Source organism: Bifidobacterium dentium JCM 1195 = DSM 20436, assembly GCF_001042595.1.
Lineage (GTDB): Bacteria > Actinomycetota > Actinomycetes > Actinomycetales > Bifidobacteriaceae > Bifidobacterium > Bifidobacterium dentium.
In genome coordinates this window covers 2,369,783-2,395,048 of the sequence record NZ_AP012326.1, presented here as the reverse complement: position 1 = coordinate 2,395,048, position 25,266 = coordinate 2,369,783, and the positions used below count along the sequence as shown (strand labels likewise).

The following is a 25,266-nucleotide window of genomic DNA, read 5'->3' as shown; positions in this document are numbered from 1 at the left end:
GGCCATGCAAGATGGCAAAAGACCTGAATATATACCCCCTAACATATGGCCTCCGTGCACGATTCGCCTGAGGACCTTTCAGGGCGAATCGTGCGCTCTCCATAACCCATGTGTCTGCCATTGGTTCGACCGGCAGTGCGTCCCGGTGCCATTCCTATCGGAAGAAAGCCTGTTCGGATCACTCCTTGCCATGGTGAACGAGTGTTGTTGCATCGGAGAAGTGTTTTTGTGACCCAACAAAGAGGGAATCAGCGGTGGGCAGAAGAGCCGTTCGCCGGAAATTCGTCATCGCAAAGTTGCTGAACGACGGAATATGTGCAATGAATCACGAGAAATCCGAAACGACACGCTGATAGTGCATGCTAAACGTTTGTGATATCTTGGAATCATCACAAACGTTTAGCAAAGGAGCGAGCGATGAATACGAGGCCGACACTCAAAGATGTGGGTGCTGCCGCCGGCGTTTCCGTGTATGTTGCGTCGCGTGCCCTTCGCGGCGAAAGCGGAGTGGCCGCATCCACGCGGGCACGTGTGGAGCGCGCGGCTTCCGAGCTGGGTTACGTGCGTAATGAAATGGCTGCCGGTCTGCGTAAGAGGAACAGCCACACCGTTGGCATTCTTACTGCAAGCGGCCGAAACCAGTACTACTCCATGCTTGCTCAGGTGATTGATAGCACCCTGCGTGAATATGGATACTATGCCGTGGTCAGCGACATGTTGAAGGACCGTGCGGGAATGGGTGAGTCTGAAGAACAGTCCTTGCGCCTACTGTTCGAGCAGCGCCCTGCGGCAATTGTGGCAACGTATGCCTTGAGTAAATCCGCTTTGAAGATCATAGAATCGTTCCATGTGCCGGTTGTTTTTGTGGATTCCCCTTCGGCAGTGGCTGGAGAATGGCCTTTTGTCGGAAGCGACAATCGACAGGCGGGAAAAATCGCCGGTGATTACTTGGGGAGTTTGGGGCACAAGAATATTGCGGCGGTCTCTTATCCGTCTTCCTGGCCTACCTGCAAGGCTCGTATCACAGGTCTTCGTGAAGCCGCCGAACGTTGCGGAGCTGATGTGACGGTGGTGGAGTGCGACAACAACCCTGAGTCCGCTTACGAAAACATGTCTCGCAAACTTCAGGAGAGCGACGGTTCATCCCGTTGCGATGCGGTATTCGCTCTGAACACGATGATGGCAATGGGGTCTTTCCGTGCTTTGCAGGAGAACGGCTTCCATATCGGTCGCGATATCTCGTTGATCGCCATGGATGATTTCGACTGGGCTCCTATGCTCACTCCTCCGCTGACGGTCATTTCGCAGAATATGGATGAGATTGGCCGACAGGCAGGCCGTTTCGTGGTGGATGCCATTCGTGGCAATGCGTTGGCCGGGCAAAACCTCATCATTCCGGTAAGGCTGATTGAGCGCCGTTCGTGTGTGAATTGGAATGAAAACACAGAGAGGAGCAGTTGATAACAACCAAGGTTTTTCGATAGTGTCGAAGGATTTCGACTGCGAAGTTGCAGTTCGGTAATCCAGTTGATTCGACGAATTCTTCGTGTGGGATGAACTGTGGGCTGACGCCATCGATTGGCGGAGGCGGGTTCTCCTCTTCTCATCGGCATTAGGCGGTACAACGTTTGCCATGCTGAGAAAATAAACGTTTAGCATATCAATTATCAACAAAGGAGTACAACCATGGCATATGCAATCGGTCTGAACAGCGGATCCTCATTTGACGGTGTCGACGCCGTACTTATTGAGATCAATCAGGCTGAAGACGGCAGTGTTCTGCCGCCGAAGTATATCGATGCCTTGTCCATCGACTGGCCGGAAGACATTCAACAGCAGGTGCTTGCGGCATTTGACGATACCCTAGGTATTTTCAAACTGACCCGTCTGAACTATGTATGTGGCGCAGTGTTCGCGCAAGCTGCTTCTGAATTGATGAAGAAGCATAACCTCACCGGCAAGGATATCGACGTCATCGGGTACGACGGCCAGACCATTTACCAGGAACCGCCGGAACATGATCAGATGAAGCAGTACGATGCATCCTCTCCATTCTACGAGATGTGGACCAAATACGGATATCCCTGTGGTCTGCAAATCGGTGAACCGGGTGTGGTTTCCGTGCTGACCGATGCCCCAGTCGTAACGCAGTTCCGTAGCGTAGACCATACGTTGCAGGGTACGGGCGCTCCGCTGATGCAATACTTTGACTATGTGCTGTTCCGCAACGACAAGCCAACCGCGACTCTGAACATCGGAGGCATCTCTAACTGCCATGTCGCCTGCGCTGATCGTTCCAAGATGCGCGCATTCGATTGCGGTCCGGGCAATGTCATGATCGATCAGGCCATGCGCGTACTGTATGGCAAGGAATATGACGCCAACGGCGAAGTCGCCGCACAGGGCACCGTCAATGAGGAGATGCTTGCCGAGATGCTCGAGCATCCGTTCTTCAAACGCGAGATTCCAAGATGCGCGTGGCGTCTCGATTTCGGTGCCGAGTACACCCAGTCGATGCTCGATAAGTACGCCAACCTGTCTAGTGAGGATAAGCTGGCCACCATCACCGCGTTCAGCGCCGAGGCCATCGCCCGTGCGTTCAGTGAATTCATTCTCCCGACGGGCTTGGGCGTTGATCGCTTGATCGCTTCCGGCGGTGGCGTGCGTAACGCTACATTGATGACGATGATCGCCGAACGCCTGCCAGAAGGCGTCAAGTTGGAAACTTCCGACGTCATCGGCATTCCGCCGCAGTATAAGGAGGCTATCAAGTTTGCTACGATCGCCTTCTCCACGAAGCGCAGCATCGCCGACAACATTCCGGCGGCATGCGGTGCGACGAAGTTCGGCGTGCTTGGCAAGCTGGTGCTTCCGCCGAGCCAGGCCAAGCTGACCGACTGATGCATTCTATATCCAATCGGTAATTGGTCGGTGCGGAAGCGCAGGGCTCCTGCGCCGACCATATCAAATCTGGAGCAAATATGATCGATTCCACTACTGACCGGACTTCTTTGCTGTTGGAAGTGTCCAACGTCACCAAGAAGTTTCCTGGAGTCCTTGCACTTGATGGAGTGTCATTGAAGATCCGCCCCGGCGAAGTCCATGCTCTGATGGGTGAGAACGGTGCTGGAAAATCGACGCTGATGAAAATCATCGGAGGAGTCCACAAGGCAAACGGGGGTACGATTACCTTCAAAGGCCAACCTTACCAGCCGGATGGGCCTGCCGATGCACAATCCAAAGGCGTCAGTCTGATACATCAGGAGCTCAATCTGGTGCCGGACCTCACAGTGGCCCAGAACATTTTCCTCGGGCGTGAACCGATGGGCAAGACAGGCGTATTCCTCTCCGAGGAACAGGCTGCTGCCAAAGCGGACGAGCTGCTTAAATCCATCGGCGTGACTTTCAGTTCCAAAGTGTTGGTGCGCGATCTGCCGGTAGCCAGCCAGCAGATGGTGGAAATCGCCAAGGCGATTTCTTTTGATTCCCAGCTTTTGGTGATGGACGAGCCGACGGCGGCCCTAACCGATCGCGAGGTAGATGCACTGTTCAAGCTCATTCACGATTTCGTCTCTCCAACGACTGCGGTGATCTATATCTCGCATCGTATGGAGGAGCTGATGCGCATATCGAACCGCATCACCGTATTCCGCGATGGGCGCTTCGTCAAAGAAGTCAAGACGGAGGAGACCAGCAGAGATGAAATTGTCAAGCTCATGGTCGGCCGAGACATCACTGCCTACTCCCGTCCGTCGGCTCGAGTCGAAGGCGCACCTGCCGCGATGAGCGTGCGAAACATCACGAATGCGATGGTCAAGGATGCATCATTCGATGTCTATCCTGGAGAAATCCTAGGATTTGGTGGTTTGGCTGGCGCCGGGCGAACCGAACTGGCTCGTGCCATTATCGGGGCTGACTCCCGTAGCGCAGGACAGGTGATGGTTGGCGGCAAGACCGTTGACATACGCAGACCATCCGATGCGGTGGAAGCCGGAATAGCGTATCTGTCTGAAGATCGCAAACAGTATGGTCTGGTTCTCGACAAAACGATTGATGACAATGTTGCGCTCGCCTCGCTGAAGAACTATGTCAATGCGATTGGCTGGATCCGAGATACGGCAATCGCAAGGACATCGAAGCAATATATCGATGCGTTGAGTATCAAAACCCCGAGCTCAAAACAGTTGGTGAAAAACCTGTCCGGCGGCAATCAGCAGAAAGTGGTCATTGCAAAATGGCTTGCGCGCGATTGCGACGTACTGATCTTCGACGAGCCGACCCGAGGCATCGACGTGGGAGCTAAACAGGAAATCTATGAACTTCTGGATGAACTCGCGCACGATGGTCATGCCATCATCGTGATTTCGTCCGAGCTCGAGGAATTGCTTCGAGTCTCCGACCGCATCCTGGTGATGTGCAACGGATCCATCACCGGCGAACTTGACCATAGCGAGGCGACTCAGGAAAACATCATGGAGCTCGCCACCACATTCCGTAAATAGACAAAGGAGTCAAAATGACGTCGACCAATGAAACCCTCGATATGGCGAAGAACTCTTTGCGCAAGCGGTTCAACTCCAATTCGTTGCAGCAGTTGCTGATTTTCGCTACATGGATTGTGCTCCTCATCGGATTTTCCATCGCCGATCCACACTTCATGCGCATGGGCAATATCGTGGCGCTGCTACTGGCTTCCGCGGTGACGGGCATTCAGGCGCTTGGTGTGACATTCACCATCGCCACGGGTGGCATCGATATCACTCCTGGCCTGGGCATGGCCATGACGGGCGTCATCACTGCCATGTGCATGACGGCATTCCATCTGCCCATCTGGTTGGCGGTATTGGCCGGCATCCTTTCCGGTGCGGTGCTTGGTTGGATCAACGGTCTGCTCATTGCGGGTTTTGGCGTTCAGCCCATGATTGCGACATTGGCGATGATGCTGGTTGCGCAAGGCGTCGCACTGATTTTGTCCGGTTCCAAGCCCGTATATACCACTGATGAAGTTGGCTTCGACCAAATCGCACGCGGCACGCAGATTTTGGGAATTCCCAATGCAGTGTGGATCTTCCTCGCCGTAGCTGTGATTTCGTGGATTGTGCTGAACAAGACCCGACTGGGCCGGTACGCACTATCCATGGGTTCCAACGAAGAAGCCACCCGTATGTCCGGCGTGAACGTACGTCGTTGGAAGTGGGCCGTCTACGTTCTGGCGGGTTGCTTTACCGGCCTGTCCGGCGTGGTGATGACTTCGCGTCTGTCTGCGGCTCAGCCAGCTACTGGCTCCGGATATGAGATGTACGCCATCGCGGCAGCTGTCATCGGCGGTGCCTCTCTTGCCGGTGGACGGGCCTCCATTACGGGTACCGTAATCGGTGCGTTGATTATCACCACGATCAACAATGGTCTGCAAATCATGTCCGTGCCTGACCCATGGCAGAAGGTGTTCCTCGGCATTGTGGTCATCGCCGCAGTCCTGGTCGACATCTATCGGCAGCACAATGCCAAAAAGGCCAAATGATCGGTCAAGTTCACGGCACTCATGACAGTGCTGTCTACACGGTATTCATAACTGAACAACGATTATCAAACAGATTCATCCTGACAACTACAAGGAGACTTCAATGAAGAAGAGTAAGTATATCGCTTTGGCTGCGGTCGCCGCTTTCACCGTTGCTCCTCTCAGTGCCTGCGGCGCTGGGCAGTCCAATGGCAGCGAATCCAAGAATTATGAGATTGCAATGGTGGCCAAGGGCTTTTCGCAAAGCTTCTGGGTTTCGGTGCACCAGGGCGCAGACGATGCGGCGGCGAAGTATGGTGCGACGGTCACCTTCAATGGTCCAGACAATGACAGTCAGGTGGATAAGCAGGCCGATATGGTGCAGAATGCGATCAATAAGTCACCGGATGCCGTGGCCATCGCTCCACTCGATGAAGCCGCCCTTACGCCGGCCGTGCAAAGCGCGAAGAGTGCCAGCATTCCTTTGTTCGCCTTCGACACCGCGTTTGAAACGAATGCTGATGCCATCACCTCCACGGTGAAAACCAGCAATAGGGAAGTCGGCAAGGTCGCTGCTGAGAATCTGATTGCACTGTTGAATGGCAAAGGCAAGTATGCTGTGATTGCGCACAGCCAGACCGACGCTACATCCACGGAACGCCGTGACGGCTTTTTGGATTATATGAAGAAGAATGCTCCAGATATGGAGATGGTCGGTGAGGTGCAGTACAGCAATGCCGATCAGGCGAAAGCTCAAGACATTGCCAGTGCCATTCTGCAAGCGAATCCGGATCTCGACGCTATTTTCGCGACGAATGAAGCCACCGTTGTGGGAGCCGCCACTCCTGTCGAATCTGCCTTGAAGTCAGGGCATAAGGTGCTGCTCGTAGGTGTGGATTCCGGCAAGGCGCAGCAACAGTACATTCGTGATGGGGTGATTAGCGGTTCCGTGTCGCAGAATCCGTATCAGATCGGGTACAAGACCATCGAGAACGCGGTCAAGAGCCTCAACGGTGAAAAGATCGACAAGGTCATCGATTCGGGGTGCTTCTGGTACAACGCAGATAACATTGACGATGATGATGTACAGCAGGCTATGTATGAGTAAGGCACGCAGATAAGGCATCACTCAGATTTGTTGTCGTGCACGATTGTCCGGAATGACCGTTCCGGGCAATCGTGCATTCGTTTTTCCTTGGAATCACGTGAATCGATATCTTCCAAATAGGAATATTCCACTTAGGGGGCTATGGATCGAGGTTCTCATCCCATGGCCTCCGTGCACGATTCGCCTGAGGACCTTTCAGGGCGAATCGTGCACGGCCCAGCCGTCCGGTCCATGCCCGGACGAGCGTCACATTCCAATCCTTATAGGCTGAAGGCGGCCTGCACGGCGTCATATTCGGCGGATGTAATCGGCAGAATCGCACCGTGACGCTTCTTCAAAGTGCCGAAATCGATATCGTCGGCACGCTGCCAATCGGCGGGATCGTGCGAGGCGAGCGAAGCGGTGCGGAACGACAGATAACCCTTGGCTTCCGCGTACTGATCGCACATCAGGCCGAACGGCATGTTCCTTCCGGCCACTTCATGTATGTCCGCATCGTTGTAGCGGAACAGTTCCGGACCTTCCAGATAGTGCATGGAGTAACGCCCATTGCCGAAGATGTCGGTGAGCGTGCCCACATATGACCATTCATTCGGATCGTCGGTGCGCAACACCTCGTAGGTTACCGCGTACGGGTTGCGCGTGCGTTCGATGGTGATTTCCGAATCCTTGGATGCGCGATACCACCAGCCATCATCGTCGAGCAGCATGGTCGAGTCGATGATGACGTTCTTGCGGTCGATCCATTTGACCGGATCGGAAAACGTGACGAAATCGCGCGTGGTCGCGTAATACACGTTCGTCGGGTCGCCCAACTCGTTAGCCAGCGGATTGTCTGGTTCCTCGATGTTGCATTGGGTGGACCAGAACACGATCCACTGTTCGCGGACCGGATCCCAATTGGCTTCCGGTGCCCAAGCCATGCCGGCCCCCGGAATCTTGGAGGCGACATCCACTAGGCGCGGTTCGCTCCAGTGCACAAGATCGGGGGAGTCCCAGATCACCAGACCGGTCGAGCCGTTCGTGGTCGCGCCGTCGTTCGGCCCCCAGCCGCCGCGATAATAGATGCTCAGATCGGTGGCCACGATATGGAACCCACCGCGCGGGTCGCGTGTGATGTGCGGGTCGCGCACACCCTGTTCGCCGTTCAGCCATTGCAATGCCGGTTTGCCGGCGGGGCGAAGATCCTGCCAGTGCACGCCGTCGCGACTCAGCGCGAAATACAGCTGTTCATCGGTCGGCGTTTTCTCGTCGCCGATGAAATGCACGAAAATGTAGGCTTCTGTGGTGGTGTTCATGGGTGTTCCTTTGTCTGTGGCCTTCCCCGTCAGGGGAAGATGGCTCGAGAATCAGGGGAAGGTGTTTAGAGGAGGTGAGGCGCGGTGGATTCGCGTTCCACCAGTTGGTATCCGATTGTGGCTCGGCTTGGCGGTAACGGTTCGGCGTCCTCTTCTCCTCGGCGTTCGACGCGTTCGGCGATCATGTCAAGCGCGAACTTGGCAAGCTGATTGAGATCCACCTCGATGGTGCTCAGCGAAGGCGTGGCGTACGATCCGCTGGTCACGCCGTCGAATCCGATCACCTGCACGTCTTGCGGTACGCGGATGCCATGATCGGCAAGACCCCGGATTACGCCGAACGCGGCGAAATCATTCGCGCAGCATACGCCGTCGAATGGCGGGTCGGCCCCTTCTCCGACGTCGGCGTTTCCGCGCGTCGCCAGAATCTGCTGCGCAATCGCATGCCCTGCGGCGATGCCGTCTTCGGCGCTGCCCGCTTCGAAAACGGTGGTTTCGTCATATGGCAATCCTGCGTCCAGCAGTGCGTTGCACGCGCCGCGGAGACGCAGCAGAAACGCGTTCTGCGCGTGGGCCAGGTCGGCGCGTTTGGTAAAGGCATGGCCCACGATTGCGATTTTGCGGCATCCATGGTCGATCAGATGCTGGGCCGCCGCGCGTTCGGCCTCCTCGTTGGGAAAGTTCACGGCATCGACGGTCGGTGTCTCCTCGCAGGCGTCCACCAGTACGAACGGCCTGCCGCCGTTCAGCTTGGCGAGTGGCAGATTCGTACCTAGGCCGGTGGCATGCAGGATCTCACCGTCGAATAATTGTCCGGAGAACGGATTGCTGGTCAGCGCGTGCGCGGCGGCGTCGGCGGAATAGCGCGTCTGTTCGATGAACGGCGTGAGCCCGCGTGCCACGATTTCGTTGCTCAGTGCCTGCGTGAGTTTCGAATAGAACGGTGAGTCGAATTCGTTGACGATGACATGGATGATGTTGCTGCGGCCGGATTTCAGCATGCTGGCGGTCAGATTGATGCGGTAATCCAGCTTTTTCGCCGCAGCGAGCACTTTAGCCCGTGTCGATTCCTTGACGCCCGTTTTGCCGCGCAGCGCATTCGAGGCGGTCATGGGGGAGACCCCGGCCGCGGCGGCTACGTCGCGCAGCGTCGGCTTGCTGGTTGCCATAGATGGCCTCCTCGATGAATGAACTACTGATTATATGTAACGATATTATATATTTTCGTTGCTGTAAAATCGGAGTTTCTTATCTGAAAAATGCTGAAAAATCAGCAGACTCACCGAATGGTTGCGCAAGTTGTGCGATGCTGAAACCTTATTAGAATATGTACCGTTACATATAGTGATTGTCGGGAAGGACCGACGATTGCGACCATGGAATACGGAACGTATGCCGAGCGATCGCACAGATCGGACAAACAAAGGAGCGGCTCGATGACGACACTGCCTGACACATCGCTGAAGGCCTGGCGACCACCAATGGGCTGGAACAGCTGGGATTCCTACGGCACCACCATCACCGAAGACGAGGTGCTCGCCAACGCGCGATTCATGGCGGAACATCTGAAGGCCGCCGGCTGGGACACGCTGGTAATCGACGCCGGTTGGTTCGATCCCAACGCCCACGCCCACGGATATTCCGACGGTACGCCACTATGCATCGATGAATACGGCCGGCAGTTGCCCGACGAACGTCGTTTCCCGAGCTCCGCCGAAGGCAAAGGGTTCGGCCCGCTCGCCGATGCGGTGCATGAGCTTGGTCTGAAACTCGGCGTGCATGTGATGCGAGGCATTCCGCGTCAGGCCGTACACGAAAATCTGCCGGTGAAAGACACCGATCTCACCGCGCGGGATGTCGCCGACACCGAGCACAACTGCGTGTGGAACCACGACAACTACGGTCTGAAGCGTGGTGATGCCGGCGCTCAGGCTTGGTATGACGCGCAAGTCGACCTGTTCGCCTCATGGGGCTTGGATTTTCTGAAGGTCGATGACATGCAGACGCCATTCTTCCCGGAAGAGATCGAGGCCTACCATAATGCCATCGCGAAGGCGGAAAAGCGGTATGGCCGCCGGATCACGCTCTCGCTGTCGCCGGGCGGTTGGGTGGCCAGCACGCATGTCGATTTTCTGCGAGACGTTGCGCAGATGTGGCGCATTTCCGACGATCTGTGGGATCGGTGGGAAGACATTTTCCAGCAATTCCCTCGCCTGGCACGTTGGGCACCGCTGCAACGGACCGGCCATTGGGCCGATGCCGACATGCTGCCGCTCGGTCATATCGGATTGCGTGCCGAACGCGGCGACGACCGGCAGTCACGGCTGACGCTCGATGAGCAGAAGACGCTGCTGACATTGTGGTGCATGGGCCGTTCGCCATTGATGGTCGGCGGCGATCTGCCTACCAGCGATGATGACACGATTGCACTGCTCACCAATCCCGCATTGCGTGAAGTGACGGCCGGTTCCGCCAACAACCGTGAGATTGTGCGCGAACGGCTGTTTTCCGAATGGAACGTCGAAGACAGCTATATCGGCGACCTCATCGTATGGACCGCCGACGCGGTCAAATGGGCCGACGGCACGCCTTGCGCACATCCGGGCAGCCATTATGGAGCGATCTTCTGGACCGGCGACGAACCCTATGAGCTCAAAGGCAACATCCAACTGCAAAGCTTCGTCGGCATCGCCGACCGGAATCGCGACTGGACACTTGCCGACCTGTGGGCAGACGCTCCCGGAACCCCATCCGACATACGCATCGAAGGCGAGGGGGAAGACCGCGTGATCCGCGGGACCATCCCTGCCCACGGCGCACTCTGGTTCGCCATCCGTCCCCTCTGAGAAAAGGAACAAGAACATGGACAAGCTCACCGCAATCCTGAACAAGGCAGGCGTACGCAACATCAGCACCGACCTGTGGGGCATTTTCTTCGAAGACATCAGCTACTCCGGCGACGGCGGCCTGAACGCCGACCTCGTACAGAATGGCGCTTTCGAATACAATCGCGCCGATGCCGCCGACTGGAGCAACTACAGTTTCTGGCGCAAAGTCGTGCCGGAAGGCTCATTCGCCGCCTTCGACGTACTGACCGACGATCCGGTGGCATGCGAAAACCCGCATTACGCCTCAATCGAAGTTGAGCAGGCACCCGTCGCGTTGGAAAACGTCGGCTGGGACGGCATGGTCTTCCGCACCGGCGAAACCTATGACTGCTCTGCCTGGATGCGCGTCGAAGCTGGCGCCTCCATGCCCGTCACCATCGCTCTGCTTGGCGATGACGGCAACGTGCTCGCTGAAACTTCCGTCACCATCGACAACACCGTCTGGAACAGGATCGAAACGTCCCTCGTCGCCTCGGGAGCCGCCACGCAGGGCACGCTACGCCTGACATTCACCCAACCGGGCACCATCGACCTTGACTTCGTCACGCTCGAACCACGCACCACCTACCAGGGTCTCAAACACTTCCGCCCCGACCTGGTGGAGGCGCTCGCCGACCTGCATCCGCGATTCATGAGATTCCCGGGCGGTTGCATCACGCACGGTCTCGGCATGGACAACATGTACCACTGGGACCGCACCATCGGCGAAGTGGAGCATCGCCCGCATAACTTCAACCTATGGGGCTACCACCAGTCATTCCGCATCGGCTACTACGAATACCTGTGCCTGTGCGAAACCATCGGCGCAAAGCCGTTGCCGGTACTGCCCGCCGGCGTGAGCTGCCAGAACACCAGCCAAGGACCGGTGCCGATCGCGCAGAAAGACATGCCGTCCTACATTGATGAAGTGCTGCACCTCATCGAATTCTGCAACGGCGACGTCACCACCGAATGGGGCGCAAAGCGCGCCGCCATGGGACATCCCGAGCCATTCGGCCTCGAATACCTCGGCATCGGCAACGAAGACCTCATCGACCCGGTGTTCAAGAATCGTTTCCAGCAGATCTTCGACGCGATCAAGGCCGCATATCCCGACATCGTCGTCGTTGGCACCGTCGGGCCGGCCCCAAGCGGTCAGGACTATGAGGAAGGCTGGAAATACGCGCGCGAGGCCGGCGTACCGATCGTCGACGAACACTCCTACCAGTCATCCAGCTGGTGGTTCCACAACCTCGACCATTACGACGACGCGGACCGCAGAGGCCCGAAAATCTATCTCGGGGAATACGGATCCTGGAACACACAGCTGATCAACGGCCTGTCCGAGGCGGCATTCATGGGACGCATGGAATTGAACGGCGACGCGGTGGTCATGTCCTCCTACGCCCCGCTGTTCGCCAAAAACGGACATCACAGCTGGAATCCGGACCTGATCTACTTCGACAACGAACGCGTCTACCTGCCATACAGCTACTGGGTGCAGCGGATGTACGCCACCACCACGGCCGACACGGCATGGCCGGTCGCGGTCGAAGGACCCACCACGCTGCGCCGTGACCTGCCGAACACGGTGAGGCTACTCATCGACGGCAACGCCAAAGCCGATCTGAAGGATCTGACCGTCACCACGGCTTCCGGCAAGCGGATCGAACTCGGCGACGTACACTACGACGCCCGCCGCATCGACACCGGTCTCGATCTCAGCGCGGACGACTACTCCATCGACGCCACCGTCGTCTACTACGAAGGCCGCTGGGGCATGCAACTGATCAGCGGCGACGTCGACGGCAAGAATCACAACATCGTCTCCCTCGGCCGCGGCCACAGCGTACAGGTGGTACGCGACGGTACCGGCTACGCGCTCGCCGGTACCGAAGTCTCCATGAACGAGGTGCGACCAGGCACCACATGGCAGGTGCATATCGAGATCTCCGACCGCGGACAGTCCATGAAGCTGTACATCGATGGAGAACCCATCGCCTGCGGGGAAGAGGTCCGGGACGAGCCGAGGCGCACCGTTACCGTCGCACGGAACGAGGGCGAAGGCGAGACCTATCTGCGTATCGTCAACGCGATGTCCGAACCGGCGATGTTCGACATCAGTCAGATTCTCGCCGAACTCGGCATTCCCGCTGAGAGCGCCGCCGCGACGGCCACGGTGTTGGAAGGTGACGATCCGTATGCCGGCGACATCGGCAAGGCATCGCCGACCAAACCGGTCGAAGCCGCCGTCGATCTGACGGACGGCGCATATCTCGCGCCCGCCTGGTCGTTCAGCATCATCACCATCAAATGACGGCATAGGCAACGGGCGGTATCCATGCAGGAATCGCATCAACCACGCAAGGTCACTGCCATATCGGCCATCGGCTACGGTATGGGAGACCTTTACGGCGGCGGGCAGGGTGCGCTCGTCGCCACCTATCTGGCATTGTTCTGGAATCGCTTCTGCGGCATGGACATCGGCCTGACGCAAAGCGTGATCGGCATGAGCGCCATTCTGAGCGCTTTCGCCGCGCTCGGTTTCGGCGTGCTGTGCGACAACCTCTACCGGTTCCGCATCGGCAGGCGGTTCGGCCGCCGGCGCCTGGTGCTCGCCTTCGTGGCTCCGGCGGTGCTTGTGGGCTGCCTGCTGTGGATTCCCGGACTTCCGACGTTCCTGTACTGCCTGGTGTACGTGGTGTGGGTCATGCTGGCGCAGCTGTTCGGCACATCGTATAGCACGTTGCCCGGCGAGATGACCGCCGATTTCAGCGAACGCACTACGCTGTCCACCGTACGGCTGTTCCTCTCCACCGCGTCCGGCACGTTGATCCCGTTGCTTGGAGGCATCGTGCTCTCGGCGGTGGGGGAGGACCATCCCGGCGGATACATGGGATTTGCGTTCGCGGTCACTTCCATGTTCGCCTTGGCGGTTTTCATCTGCTGGCGTTCCACGTGGGAGATGTCGCCACGGCAGGCAGGGTTCGGCATATATGAGGATTCCGATGGAGACTCGGCCACGATCGCCGCCGGTCCGATTATCCGTCCGGCCCGTCACGTCACGCAGGTCTGGCTGCATCGCATGTCCGTCATGCTGCGTGAATACGCTTCCACGCTGCGTATCGCGGAATTTCGGCGTCATCTCACGGTTTACGTCATGGTGATGGTGTCAATGGACATCTTCGGCCAGCTGTTCCTGTTCTTCGCGATCTACGATTGGGGCGTCACGGCCGCGTTCGCCTCGATGCTGCTCACCTGCGCCGTGATCTCACTGCCGCTTATGCCGGTCTTCGGCTGGGCGATCATCAGGATCGGTCCACGCAGGCTGTACGCCATCAACTTCGCCGGATGCCTGATCGGCGTGGCCTGGATGTTTGCCAGCTGGATGCTTTCAGGCACGATGTCACGCGCCGCATGGACGGCGTTCACCATCATCGGAGCGGTCTGGTTCTTCTCCTTCAAATCGCTATGCGGCTACCTGCCATGGCAGGTCTTCCCCTATATAGCGGACGTGGACCAAATCGTCACCAAACGTTATCGTTCGGCCACATTCCTTGGCGCACAGACCTTTGTACGCCAGCTGTGCAGCGGCCTGCTCTCCATCGGCACGGGCCTCGTGCTGGCCGCCACCGGCTTCGATTCCCGACTCGATACGCAACCCGCGTCAGCCCGCATCGGCATCGGCGCGATACTGCTCGGCTGGTTCGCCATCGCCATGACCATCGGATGGGTCGAATCGCAGCGCATGAGCCTCAGCAAGGAAACCGACAACATGCTGCTCATGGAAATCCACCGCCTGCAGCATGGCGGGGCCAAGACCGACGTAAAACCGGAGATCCGCAACACAGTGGAACTTCTTACCGGTCTCGACTACAACGACTGCTGGTGGGACTAATCTAGGTCCTATGAGCAAACACCATCGCGACCGTAGCTGGGCCCCGGCCCCACAGCCCCTTCCCGACGACGCGCACGTCATCGACAATCACACGCATGTGGCCTCCGTCGTGCCCTTCTCCCGAGCCATGAGCCATGAAGCCGCAGAAAAGGGCCAACCCGAAGTGCCCGTCTACAGTGTCGACGAATTGCTGTCCCAAGCACAGGCGGTCGGCGTGGAAGGTGTCATCGACTGCGGCTGCGAACTGCCCAACCTCATGACCGCCATCGACATGGCCCGCGAACATCCCGATGTCGTGCATGCGGCCATCGCCATCCACCCCAACGAATCCGTGCTCCATGGACACCGCGGCGTACCTGGCCCCGACGGACTGCCGCTCAAATACAAACCGTGGCATGACGTCAATTTCGATGACGCCATGGCCGAAGTGCACCGGCTCGCCGTCACCTACCCGAAGCAGGTGGTCGCCATCGGCGAAACCGGCATGGACCTGTTTCGTACCGGCGAAGCCGCCAAGGAACTTCAACGCGAGGCCTTCCGCGCACATATCGCACTCGCCAAGGAATTGGGACTGCCCATGCAGATCCACGACCGCGATTCCCACAAGGAGGTCATCGAAACCTTGCTCGCCGATGGCGCTCCGGAACGCACCGTATTCCACAGCTACTCCGGCGACGCCGAAATGGGTGAGATCGCGCGTGAAAACGGCTGGTACCTGAGCCTTTCCGGCACATCCAGCTACAAAGGCAATGATGGCATCCGCGAATCGGTCAAACTCGTCGGCCTTGACCACGTCATGGTCGAAACGGACGCGCCCTACCTGAGCCCCATGCCCTATCGTGGCCGCACCAACGCGCCATATATGATTCCGTACACCCTGCAGGCGCTCGCCAACTATCTTGATAAGCCATTGGCTGAAATTGCGCGCGCCACTCGTGAGACTACGCGCAAAGTGTATGGAATCTAAGGGTTTTGAGAGAGCCGCCATGGTGCTGAGCACACGTCGAACATGATTGTCGACGGCTGAATCGGGCCTGAGGATTTGACAACCGCCCACGGCGCTCCTAGTGTGCCGCCTTGCGTGTTATTTTGGGGAGTGGGTTGGAAGGCCCGCCACTTGGAGGAAGCGTTATGGCGAACGAGCCAGACGAAGAGAAACCGTTGCTCCACGCAGCGGCCTATACGCAGGCGCCCAAGGTCTCGCACAAGGTCCTGACCAAAGAAGAGCGCCAGGAGCTCATCAAACAGCACGAGGAAAAGCAGCAGGAAGCCGCCAAGCTCGATGAGGCGGCCAGTAGAGGCCGTCTGGGCCGCTGGTGGAGCAGACTGCAGTCCGGCCCCGACAAAATCACCTTTTCCATGGCAGTGGTCGCACTTGGCGTGGTATATGGCGATATCGGCACTTCGCCGCTGTATACCATGCAGACCTTCCTCAACGGTCAGGGCGGCTTGGCCAACGCCGATCGCGAAGCCGTGCTCGGCGTGCTGTCGCTGGTGTTCTGGTCGATCACGCTCATCACCACCGTCAAGTACGTGCTGATCGCCATGCGTATCGACAACAAGGGCGAAGGCGGCATTTTCGCGCTGTATTCGCTGATTCGCAAATACGGTGCATGGCTTGCGATTCCCGCCATGCTCGGTGGCGCGGCGTTCCTCGCCGATTCCGTGCTGACTCCCGCGGTATCGATCAGTTCCGCCGTGGAAGGCTTGGAAACGTTGCCTGCGCTGGAACATGTGATGACGGAGAACAAGGAACTTACGCTGATGATCACCGTCGTGATCATCGTGGTGCTGTTTTCCGTGCAATCGCACGGCACCGAGCGCATAGGCCGTACTTTCGGCTCCGTGGTGATGATATGGTTCTCGTTCCTGGCCGTCGTGGGGCTCATGAATCTGAGCAACGACTGGAGCGTTTTCGCCGCGCTCAACCCGGTGTATGGCGTCCGCTTCCTGTTCAGCCACCACAACGTGGCCGGCATCGCCGTGATGGGCACCGTGTTCCTGTCGACCACCGGTGCCGAGGCGCTGTATTCCGACATGGGCCATGTTGGCCGCGGCAACATCTACTGCACTTGGCCGTTCATCAAGATCGCACTGGTACTGTGCTACTTCGGCCAGGGAGCGTGGATGCTCGATCATTGGGACGATTCCGCCTACCGGCGCATGCACGGTCTGAACCCGTTCTTCGAGATGATGACCCCGTCCGTACGGTACATTGCCGTGATACTGTCCGTCGCTGCCGGCGTGATCGCCTCGCAGGCCCTGATCACCGGCGCCTACACCATGGTGTCGGAAGCCACCCGCCTCAACTGGATGCCCCATCTGCAGGTGCGCTATCCGGCCCGTACGCGCGGCCAGCTCTACATTCCGGTCGTCAATGGGGTGCTTTGTGCGGCTACGCTGATCGTGTTGGCGATTTTCCGCGATTCCGAGCATATTTCAGCCGCCTACGGTCTGGCGTTGACCATCACGATGATCACCACCACGATTCTGTTGGCCGTCTACATCTGGCATGCCGGCAGACGGTTCGGCGCCATCGTGTTCACCGTGCTGTTTCTGGCCATCCAGTTCATGTTCTTCTTCGCTTCCATGGCAAAGTTCCTGCGCGGCGGTTGGTTCACCATGCTGCTCACGCTGGCGATTCTGACGATCATGTATACGTGGAACGAGGGTACGAAGCTGGAGCGTACGCAACGCCGGCACATGCAGCCCGCCGACTGCCTGCCGGTGCTGCGGCAGCTGCATGACGACGATACCGTGCCGTATTTCGCCGACAACATCGTCTATCTGACATCCGATCCGGAAACGAAACGTGTCGATACCGACATCTTCTTCTCGATTTTCGCCGATCATCCGAAGCGTGCCCGTGCATGGTGGGCCGTTTCCGTGGAAACCGCCGACGAGCCGTTTACCCGCGAATATTCGGTTGAGAATTTCGGTACGGATTTTCTGTTCCGGGTGCGTATCCGGCTGGGATTCAAGGTTGCGCAGTCCTTGCCGGCCTACATTCATCAGATTATGAACGACATGTTGAAATCGGGTGATCTGCCGACTCAGGAAAGCCGTTATCCGAAGCTGGACGCCGATGTCAATATCGGCCCGATTCGTTATGTGCTGATTCATAAGGCGCTGATGCCCGAATCGAAGGTGTCGCAACGTGGCGCGGTGTCTTTGCAGATCAAGTATGCGATTCGCCGGTTGGCCGGGTCTCCGGTCAAATGGTTCGGGCTCGCCCCCTATAATCCGCTGGTCGAAATCCAGCCGTTGTTCCTCGCCACCGAGCGTCCTCCCCGTCTCAAGCGCGTCTGACCGCCGCATTTCACCGCCCGTAGCGGTTCGTTGCATTTCCGCCCGCTATAAGGAATGCTGATAGCAGTGTACGCGCGTCGAAATGTGAGGTCGGTATGGTTCTAACCATGTGCAGATTACTTGGATTCGCGACCGCAGGCAGCAACACCAGTCTCAATGGTGTGCTCGGCATGCAGGCCGTACGCGAATTCCGTGATCTCAGTGAGGTGCATAATGACGGCTGGGGAGCCGCCTTGGTCACCGTTCCGGAGGAATCCCCGTACCGTCGTGACGGTGGCGCGCCTTCTCCGGAAACCGGTACCGCGATCTACAAGAACACGATTGCCGCCCGTCATGACTCGATTTTCGACGAGCTTGCCGGCACCCCGGCCCGAGGCGGCCTGTGGCATCTGCGTCTGGCCAGCTCGAATCTGCCGCTGATTCTCGAGAATCAGCAGCCGTTCTACGCCAACGGCTTGAGCTTCATCCACAACGGTGACATCTCCGATGATCAGGGGCGTAACATCATCACCAACCGTTCCTTCCCGGTTGACCCGAACATCGTGCAGTCCACCGGCGGCCGTTCCGATTCGGCCATTTTCTTCGCCGTGATCCTGCAATACATCGGCTTTGGCTTCGCGCTTGACGAGGCTGTGGCCCAGGCCGTACGTGAGTTGCGCAAGAGCTATCCGAAGTCAAGCTACAACTGCATGATTCAGAGCCAGGATCAGTTCATCGCCTTGTGCGCGTCAGGTCGTGAGGTCACTTCCAAGCGCATCGTCGAGATTTACGACCAGTACGGTCGCGGCGAGCAGGCCCATGATTACCGCGTACTGCGTTACCGTGCGCTTGATGAGGACACCCAGGTTCCCGGTGGCGGTGCCGTCCCCGCCGAATCCGCTGCCCGGCTGAAGGGCGTGGTCGTGGCCAGCTCCGGTTTCGAACAGCGTGCTGAAGACGGCTGGACCCGTCTTGAGAACGACCGGATGATTGTCGCCTCCAATCGCACCGGTGAATTCCGTATCCGTTCCATCTGATGCGGAATGTCTTCGGACCGTTCGCTCGATGCGGCTCGGCTCCGACCGGTTCCCGACCGGTTTGTGCAGGGGCTGACTTTCGATTTGGATTCGTAGCGTAATCGGAGCGGCTGAGCGTTCGGACGCTAAGATGAGCCCTATGACAACCGGATATATCCCTACGCTCGCCCAAGTGGATGAGTTGCATAAGAAAATCGCGCAGTCGCAGGCCGCCTATGACCTGATTCATGGTCATTGCGTGGTCGTGGCCGACATCGCCCGCCGCATGGCCCGTCGTCAGAACGCCCTGTTCATGCGTCGATGCACCCTGCCTGCGGATGTGCCTGAGAAGACCGGCGATTTTGGCTTGGCGCTGACTTCCGACGAGCCAGGTGAGATCGGCGGCACCAAACCGGATGGGGGTGCTGACGTCCCTGCCATCTCGGGCTCCGAATCGTTCGGTATGCTCCACATTCCAGCCGTGCCGCCAACCGACGGCATCACCGGTGGCATGGTGCCGCCGCGTCTGATCGACGAGCATATGGTGGTGATTGGCGGCCTGTTGCATGATATCGGCACGTACTTTCTGCTCAAGCAGGACGGTTCCGACGGTGAACCGCTCAAATTCGACGGGCCGCACTATGTACAGCATGGGCTGAAAGGCTACGAATATCTGCTGAATGAGGGCGTGGACGAATCCATCGCCCAGTTCGCTCGCAACCATACCGGCGTCGGCCTCACCAAGGAAGCCGTAGTCGCACAGAATCTTCCGCTTCCGCCGGACGACTATGTGCCGATGAATCTCGAGCAAGAGGTCGTGATGGTGGCCGACAAGTACAACAGCAAGTCGATTCCGCCGAAATTCCTCACCGCCGAGGCCTACACCCGCAAAGCCGCCCGTTTCGGTGAAGCCAACAAGCGTGAGTGGCTGCATCTGCTCGAACGCTATGGCATCCTGGACGTCAGGCCTCTGGCCGCTCAATACCACATGCGGGTCGTCGAATAGGCGTCTATCCGTCTCGCATGGGGCGGATTCGTCTTTTGCTGAGGCCATCCGATGCGAGGCCATCCGGCGTTACCAAGGCATCCGATATGGATAATCCCGGGTATGAGATGTTGATCGCCCAACGGTTTTCAACATCTCATACCCGGGATTATCCATATCTGTTCGCCATATAAGGCCGGACAGGCGTTTACTCGAGTTCTACGCTATGCTCCATCGCATCGGCGACCTCTGGATTGACGGTCACCACGATGATGGCGCGTTTGCGATCCGCATCACGCTTGAACTTGCTCAGCAACGCCAGCACTTCGGCGGCTTCGTCGCGATCCAGACCGACGGTCGGCTCGTCGGCGACGATCACCTCGGCTTCGCAGCACAGGGCACGCGCTATTGCCACGCGGCGCTGATCGAGTTCGCTCAGCTTACCGATCGGCAGTCCGGAGGTCGCCTCGGTGAATCCCACTCGTTTGAGTAGCTCTCGCGCGATCACCGGCTTCGGCTTGAGGAAATTGCGGTTCGAAGCGTCCATCGCATAGAGGATGTTGCTTTCCGCGTCGAGCTCACCGCGCACGGCGAAACGTTGCGGAATGAAGCCGATGCGATGCCCAAGCACGTCCAGCGGCTCCACTTCGTTCAGATTGGCGCTTTTGTTCATCACATTGCCGCGATCCGGACGAATCATGCCCACCATCGTGGCGAGCAGCGCCTGATGCTGTTCGTTGTCTTCGGCATCCACCAGCACGGCGTGGGTTGCACCGGCTTGGAACGCCAATGACAGGTCATCGAGAATGTTACGCCCCGTCTTACGGTGCGTCACCGTCACATGGTTGAGCGCGAACGTCGGATTCGACTTCAGGAAGAAGGCGTCCTTCTTCCTGGTGCGCTTGATTTCACGGTTCAGTCGTGAAGACACGCTCGTTGCGGAATCAGATGCCGCGGTTGCACGCGCATCCAGTGATTCGATGTCGTCGGACTTGTGCAACGCCAGCGTCTCGTTGACACGATTCGCATTGTCTTTGACGATGTCAGCGTCGGCCGTCTCGTCGTTCTGCTCCGCTGCTGACGGTACGTCCACGGTTTCGGAGGATTCGGTATCGGCCGCGGCGTCGGTTTCGTCTTCATCGTCATCATAGATGACATCGAAATCGATGGATGCCGCATCGACATCGGTCGTGGCGTCGGTGCCTGCCTCAGTGGTTGATTCGACGGCTGCATCCGACGTTTCGACCGCTTCGGTCGTTTCCGCTTCGGTCACGGTTTCATCGGGCCTCTCGTTGAGTTCGTTGTCCTTGTCGCTCATGCCTTCACCTCCGAGCGGTTTTCAAACAGTTGATTCAGGTTGAAGCACAGTACGCGAATCAGCGCGATGATGCCCAATACCAGGCATGCGCCCAAGCCGCACCAGATTACGTTCCATACCGAAGCGGATGTGATCGCCACGGCATGACCGCCTGCCCAAGCGGTGCCCAGTGGTTTGGCGAGCAATGCGCCCGCAATCAAACCGATCGCCCAAGCGGGAACGGTCATCATGAAGGTTTCCAGCATGAACTGCCATCCCAGACGTCCCTTGGATACGCCCGTCACCATGGCCATGCCGATTTCGTCTCGACGGCCGGCGATTGCGGCCCAGAGAATCAGCGCAAGCAGCACCAGTCCACCGCCGATCAGCGTTGCCGGCAACGCCTTACGTGCCGTGGAGGCGGCGGAATCCAGCTTTGCGATGGATTGCTTGTATGCGGTCAGCGACGGTGAGGTGATCTCATACGTCTTGGTGTCGAGCTTGGCCTTCTTCACCAGCTTGCCGAAGGTGTTGTAGTCGCTCGGATTGCTCAGCGTGAAGATGATGTTCAGGTCCGGCTTGGCCCAACCTGTGGCATCCGTGGTGTCCAGGCCGTCCTTGGCGAATGTGAGATACGAGGTATAGATCACGTTTTCGCGATTGTCCTTGGCGTATTTGGCGTCGGAACCGAAGCCGGACGGTGCCTCTCCGGTGTATTCGTAGATGCCGCGAACGGTGAACGTGTAGGTTTCGGATGCGTTGGTCGGATTGCCGACGGTGATGGTGTCGCCGACCTTGAGGTTGTTCTTTTTGGCCAATGCCTGAGAGATCAGTGCGCCGTCGCCCTGGGTCTTATAGCTCAGATGCTTGCCTTCGGTCACCTTGTAGGTACCGTATTCGTTGAGTTTCGCCGCATCCAAAGTGTAGAAGGCCTGCAGCGTCAGATTGCCGCCGGTCTTGTCTTCGCTGGTGTCGGTTTTTGCCGAAATCGCAGTCAGCGACTTGCTCTGCCTCACCGGTACCGAAGTGGCAAGCGTGTATTCGAAGGTCAGGCTTTTGTTCTGTACGGCGGTTGCGTATTCGCTGTACTTGGCCCAAGTCAGGTAGTTGTCGGTATAGCTGGAGTCGGCACCGTCACGTTTGGCTTTGGTTTGCGCGTTTGGCCGAATCACCGCCGAAGCCTTTTGCGACTGATATGTTTCATTATTGGCGGTGTCGTCGGAGCGTAGGACCGTCAGGTCCACGGCTGCCGAGAACGACACCAGCAGTGCTATGAGGGCGATAAGCGCCGTACGCCACTTGCAGCGTCCGAGCGCGGCCCATGCGTTCTTGAGAACGAACATGCGGTACTTCTCCAGTTCTCTGTGTTGTTGCGCCGGCGGCATGCCGACGTCGACGTTGGCCGGGACGCGCACTTCAGCAAGGCAGACTCAAAGCGCACGTTGCGTCCCGTACTAACATGATGGTCATGCTACGTGTATGTTTTCTTGCGCAATACTGTTATACCCCTGCATGAAGTCTGAATACTTCCTGAGAATCGTAGTTTGAGAAGGCCTGATCACAGCTGATGCCGGCCTTCGGCGGTGCCTGTTCAAGGTGGTCGGTCCGGATGAGGCGTAGTGTCGCATCCCCCTTTTCATGTGATTGGACAGTTGTTCCGTCGTTGTCGTCACGATTGTGCGATTGCACGATCGGATGGTTGCCACGGCATCGTCTTTTACGTATTGCCGTTCGTCTTCGGTGAGGAAGCCGCCGTGAGGATGCGTGGCTGAGAGCGGGATGGCAACTCCGCGACACGCCGTGGTGTTGGGTGTGTGGGTGGTGGTGCGGGGCGGATTTGCGTGCGGGGGCGGATGCGTGTAAGTTTCTTCCTTGCTGCCCGACGGCGGCGCCTTCCGGCCGGTGCCGGGGGCCCGTGCGGTGCGGTGGTGGTTTGAGAACTCAAGAGCGTATCTGTACTACTTCTTTATAGTCAATGATTGCCAGTCCATCGTCGGCTCGCCGTGTTTCGGCGAGTGGCCGGGAGGCCTTGAAGGACGGTGGGGTTTTCGTGCGATGCGCCTTTCCTTATAAGGCGATCGTCAATTTTCTTGTGAGAGTCGTTTTCGGTTCTCTTCATGGTTTTTTCGTGGAGGGTTCGATTCTGGCTCAGGATGAACGCTGGCGGCGTGCTTAACACATGCAAGTCGAACGGGATCCCGGGGGTTCGCCTCCGGGTGAGAGTGGCGAACGGGTGAGTAATGCGTGACCGACCTGCCCCATACACCGGAATAGCTCCTGGAAACGGGTGGTAATGCCGGATGCTCCGGTTGGATGCATGTCCTTCCGGGAAAGGTTCCATCGGTATGGGATGGGGTCGCGTCCTATCAGCTTGATGGCGGGGTAACGGCCCACCATGGCTTCGACGGGTAGCCGGCCTGAGAGGGCGACCGGCCACATTGGGACTGAGATACGGCCCAGACTCCTACGGGAGGCAGCAGTGGGGAATATTGCACAATGGGCGCAAGCCTGATGCAGCGACGCCGCGTGCGGGATGGAGGCCTTCGGGTTGTAAACCGCTTTTGATCGGGAGCAAGCCCTTCGGGGTGAGTGTACCCTTCGAATAAGCACCGGCTAACTACGTGCCAGCAGCCGCGGTAATACGTAGGGTGCAAGCGTTATCCGGAATTATTGGGCGTAAAGGGCTCGTAGGCGGTTCGTCGCGTCCGGTGTGAAAGCCCATCGCTTAACGGTGGGTCTGCGCCGGGTACGGGCGGGCTGGAGTGCGGTAGGGGAGACTGGAATTCCCGGTGTAACGGTGGAATGTGTAGATATCGGGAAGAACACCAATGGCGAAGGCAGGTCTCTGGGCCGTCACTGACGCTGAGGAGCGAAAGCGTGGGGAGCGAACAGGATTAGATACCCTGGTAGTCCACGCCGTAAACGGTGGATGCTGGATGTGGGGCCCGTTCCACGGGTTCCGTGTCGGAGCTAACGCGTTAAGCATCCCGCCTGGGGAGTACGGCCGCAAGGCTAAAACTCAAAGAAATTGACGGGGGCCCGCACAAGCGGCGGAGCATGCGGATTAATTCGATGCAACGCGAAGAACCTTACCTGGGCTTGACATGTTCCCGACGGCCGTAGAGATACGGCCTCCCTTCGGGGCGGGTTCACAGGTGGTGCATGGTCGTCGTCAGCTCGTGTCGTGAGATGTTGGGTTAAGTCCCGCAACGAGCGCAACCCTCGCCCTGTGTTGCCAGCACGTCATGGTGGGAACTCACGGGGGACCGCCGGGGTCAACTCGGAGGAAGGTGGGGATGACGTCAGATCATCATGCCCCTTACGTCCAGGGCTTCACGCATGCTACAATGGCCGGTACAGCGGGATGCGACATGGCGACATGGAGCGGATCCCTGAAAACCGGTCTCAGTTCGGATTGGAGTCTGCAACCCGACTCCATGAAGGCGGAGTCGCTAGTAATCGCGGATCAGCAACGCCGCGGTGAATGCGTTCCCGGGCCTTGTACACACCGCCCGTCAAGTCATGAAAGTGGGCAGCACCCGAAGCCGGTGGCCTAACCCTTCTGTGGGATGGAGCCGTCTAAGGTGAGGCTCGTGATTGGGACTAAGTCGTAACAAGGTAGCCGTACCGGAAGGTGCGGCTGGATCACCTCCTTTCTACGGAGAGTTCAGGACGCGGTTCGTGTCCGGTGTGTGCCCCATGCGCGTGGAACGGTTCCACGGCCCGTGTGGGGATGCTGGTGTGGAAGAGATCGTTGGCTTGGACGGGCCTGTCCCGTCCGGGAGTGGTATGGGTGTGCTTTTGGGTTCCCGGACCGCCACCCCACAGTCTTGGATTGTGGTGCGGTTCGATGCCCATGCGGGGTGGCCGGCGTCCGTTGGACGCGTGGCGGAACGTGTGGCGCGTGGCGGTTTGAGAACTGGATAGTGGACGCGAGCAAGGGAAACATGGTGTTTCCCTTTGCTTATCGCGATTTCGCCAAACTCTTCTTTTTGAGTTTGGTTTCGAG

The 25,266-nt window shown here is 58.2% G+C and carries 16 protein-coding genes and 1 rRNA gene; 13 read left to right on the top strand and 4 right to left on the bottom strand.

Translation table 11 applies throughout. The features are described from left to right. The first annotated feature begins 417 nt into the window (after positions 1-417). The 5 genes from BBDE_RS10015 to BBDE_RS09995 all read left to right on the top strand — a co-directional run bounded on the left by BBDE_RS10015 (position 418) and on the right by BBDE_RS09995 (position 6,608). The gene (locus BBDE_RS10015) at positions 418-1,461 is read left to right on the top strand and encodes a LacI family DNA-binding transcriptional regulator (protein WP_003838370.1); all 1,044 of its coding nucleotides are present in this window, start codon (positions 418-420) and stop codon (positions 1,459-1,461) included. Between the two features lie 225 nt (positions 1,462-1,686). Further along, positions 1,687-2,901 carry an anhydro-N-acetylmuramic acid kinase gene (locus tag BBDE_RS10010; protein WP_003838372.1) on the top strand — a complete coding sequence of 405 codons (1,215 nt, stop codon included), beginning with the start codon at positions 1,687-1,689 and terminating at the stop codon, positions 2,899-2,901. Between the two features lie 80 nt (positions 2,902-2,981). Continuing rightward, entirely contained in the window at positions 2,982-4,502 is a 1,521-nt protein-coding gene (locus tag BBDE_RS10005) for a sugar ABC transporter ATP-binding protein (RefSeq protein WP_003838373.1), read from the top strand. 14 nt (positions 4,503-4,516) lie between these two features. Next, the gene (locus BBDE_RS10000; protein ID WP_003838376.1) at positions 4,517-5,521 is read left to right on the top strand and encodes an ABC transporter permease; all 1,005 of its coding nucleotides are present in this window, start codon (positions 4,517-4,519) and stop codon (positions 5,519-5,521) included. A gap of 127 nt (positions 5,522-5,648) precedes the next feature. Then, a complete protein-coding gene (locus tag BBDE_RS09995; protein ID WP_228369715.1) occupies positions 5,649-6,608 on the top strand; it encodes an ABC transporter substrate-binding protein in 960 nt (319 codons plus the stop codon). A gap of 260 nt (positions 6,609-6,868) precedes the next feature. On the opposite strand, the gene BBDE_RS09990 is transcribed toward BBDE_RS09995, so the two are convergent. Both BBDE_RS09990 and BBDE_RS09985 read right to left on the bottom strand, forming a co-directional pair. Next, positions 6,869-7,906, bottom strand: coding sequence for an alpha-arabinofuranosidase (locus BBDE_RS09990; protein ID WP_003838380.1), 1,038 nt, complete (start codon positions 7,904-7,906; stop codon positions 6,869-6,871). Between the two features lie 65 nt (positions 7,907-7,971). Further along, complete coding sequence (locus tag BBDE_RS09985) at positions 7,972-9,075, bottom strand: LacI family DNA-binding transcriptional regulator (RefSeq protein WP_003838381.1); 1,104 nt, start codon at positions 9,073-9,075, stop codon at positions 7,972-7,974. A gap of 312 nt (positions 9,076-9,387) precedes the next feature. Between BBDE_RS09985 and BBDE_RS09980 the strand changes: the two genes are divergently transcribed. From BBDE_RS09980 to BBDE_RS09950, 7 genes are all read left to right on the top strand, one after another. After that, a complete protein-coding gene (locus tag BBDE_RS09980; RefSeq protein ID WP_003838386.1) occupies positions 9,388-10,752 on the top strand; it encodes a glycoside hydrolase family 27 protein in 1,365 nt (454 codons plus the stop codon). A 16-nt stretch (positions 10,753-10,768) separates the two neighbouring features. Beyond that, a complete protein-coding gene (locus BBDE_RS09975) occupies positions 10,769-13,090 on the top strand; it encodes an alpha-L-arabinofuranosidase C-terminal domain-containing protein (RefSeq protein ID WP_003838388.1) in 2,322 nt (773 codons plus the stop codon). 24 nt (positions 13,091-13,114) lie between these two features. Continuing rightward, positions 13,115-14,671 carry an MFS transporter gene (locus BBDE_RS09970; protein WP_003838389.1) on the top strand — a complete coding sequence of 519 codons (1,557 nt, stop codon included), beginning with the start codon at positions 13,115-13,117 and terminating at the stop codon, positions 14,669-14,671. A 10-nt stretch (positions 14,672-14,681) separates the two neighbouring features. Next, on the top strand, positions 14,682-15,638 hold the full coding sequence (locus BBDE_RS09965) for a TatD family hydrolase (protein WP_012902556.1): 957 nt from the start codon (positions 14,682-14,684) through the stop codon (positions 15,636-15,638). Positions 15,639-15,802: 164 nt separating this feature from the next. Beyond that, the gene (locus BBDE_RS09960) at positions 15,803-17,980 is read left to right on the top strand and encodes a KUP/HAK/KT family potassium transporter (RefSeq protein ID WP_003838396.1); all 2,178 of its coding nucleotides are present in this window, start codon (positions 15,803-15,805) and stop codon (positions 17,978-17,980) included. 107 nt (positions 17,981-18,087) lie between these two features. Further along, positions 18,088-18,996, top strand: a complete 909-nt coding sequence (locus BBDE_RS09955; RefSeq protein ID WP_033489326.1) for a class II glutamine amidotransferase — start codon at positions 18,088-18,090, stop codon at positions 18,994-18,996. Between the two features lie 139 nt (positions 18,997-19,135). Beyond that, on the top strand, positions 19,136-19,981 hold the full coding sequence (locus BBDE_RS09950; RefSeq protein WP_003838401.1) for an HD domain-containing protein: 846 nt from the start codon (positions 19,136-19,138) through the stop codon (positions 19,979-19,981). Positions 19,982-20,168: 187 nt separating this feature from the next. Here BBDE_RS09950 and BBDE_RS09945 read toward each other — a convergent pair whose 3' ends face one another. Beyond that, positions 20,169-21,278 (bottom strand): ATP-binding cassette domain-containing protein, encoded by a 1,110-nt coding sequence (locus BBDE_RS09945; RefSeq protein ID WP_003838403.1) that lies wholly within the window; start codon positions 21,276-21,278, stop codon positions 20,169-20,171. Next, on the bottom strand, positions 21,275-22,600 hold the full coding sequence (locus tag BBDE_RS09940; protein WP_171843651.1) for an ABC transporter permease: 1,326 nt from the start codon (positions 22,598-22,600) through the stop codon (positions 21,275-21,277). Before BBDE_RS09940 ends, BBDE_RS09945 begins: the two co-directional genes overlap by 4 nt. Positions 22,601-23,382: 782 nt before the next feature. Here BBDE_RS09940 and BBDE_RS09935 point away from each other — a divergent pair. Next, positions 23,383-24,913 (top strand): 16S ribosomal RNA (locus tag BBDE_RS09935). Positions 24,914-25,266: the final 353 nt, after the last annotated feature.

Coding starts and splice junctions, on each gene's coding strand:
- BBDE_RS10015 (WP_003838370.1), top strand. CDS start 418: ATGAATACGAGGCCGACACTCAAAGATGTGGGTGCTGCCGCCGGCGTT.
- BBDE_RS10010 (WP_003838372.1), top strand. CDS start 1,687: ATGGCATATGCAATCGGTCTGAACAGCGGATCCTCATTTGACGGTGTC.
- BBDE_RS10005 (WP_003838373.1), top strand. CDS start 2,982: ATGATCGATTCCACTACTGACCGGACTTCTTTGCTGTTGGAAGTGTCC.
- BBDE_RS10000 (WP_003838376.1), top strand. CDS start 4,517: ATGACGTCGACCAATGAAACCCTCGATATGGCGAAGAACTCTTTGCGC.
- BBDE_RS09990 (WP_003838380.1), bottom strand. CDS start 7,906: ATGAACACCACCACAGAAGCCTACATTTTCGTGCATTTCATCGGCGAC.
- BBDE_RS09985 (WP_003838381.1), bottom strand. CDS start 9,075: ATGGCAACCAGCAAGCCGACGCTGCGCGACGTAGCCGCCGCGGCCGGG.
- BBDE_RS09980 (WP_003838386.1), top strand. CDS start 9,388: ATGGGCTGGAACAGCTGGGATTCCTACGGCACCACCATCACCGAAGAC.
- BBDE_RS09975 (WP_003838388.1), top strand. CDS start 10,769: ATGGACAAGCTCACCGCAATCCTGAACAAGGCAGGCGTACGCAACATC.
- BBDE_RS09970 (WP_003838389.1), top strand. CDS start 13,115: ATGCAGGAATCGCATCAACCACGCAAGGTCACTGCCATATCGGCCATC.
- BBDE_RS09965 (WP_012902556.1), top strand. CDS start 14,682: ATGAGCAAACACCATCGCGACCGTAGCTGGGCCCCGGCCCCACAGCCC.
- BBDE_RS09960 (WP_003838396.1), top strand. CDS start 15,803: ATGGCGAACGAGCCAGACGAAGAGAAACCGTTGCTCCACGCAGCGGCC.
- BBDE_RS09955 (WP_033489326.1), top strand. CDS start 18,088: ATGTGCAGATTACTTGGATTCGCGACCGCAGGCAGCAACACCAGTCTC.
- BBDE_RS09950 (WP_003838401.1), top strand. CDS start 19,136: ATGACAACCGGATATATCCCTACGCTCGCCCAAGTGGATGAGTTGCAT.
- BBDE_RS09945 (WP_003838403.1), bottom strand. CDS start 21,278: ATGAGCGACAAGGACAACGAACTCAACGAGAGGCCCGATGAAACCGTG.
- BBDE_RS09940 (WP_171843651.1), bottom strand. CDS start 22,600: ATGTTCGTTCTCAAGAACGCATGGGCCGCGCTCGGACGCTGCAAGTGG.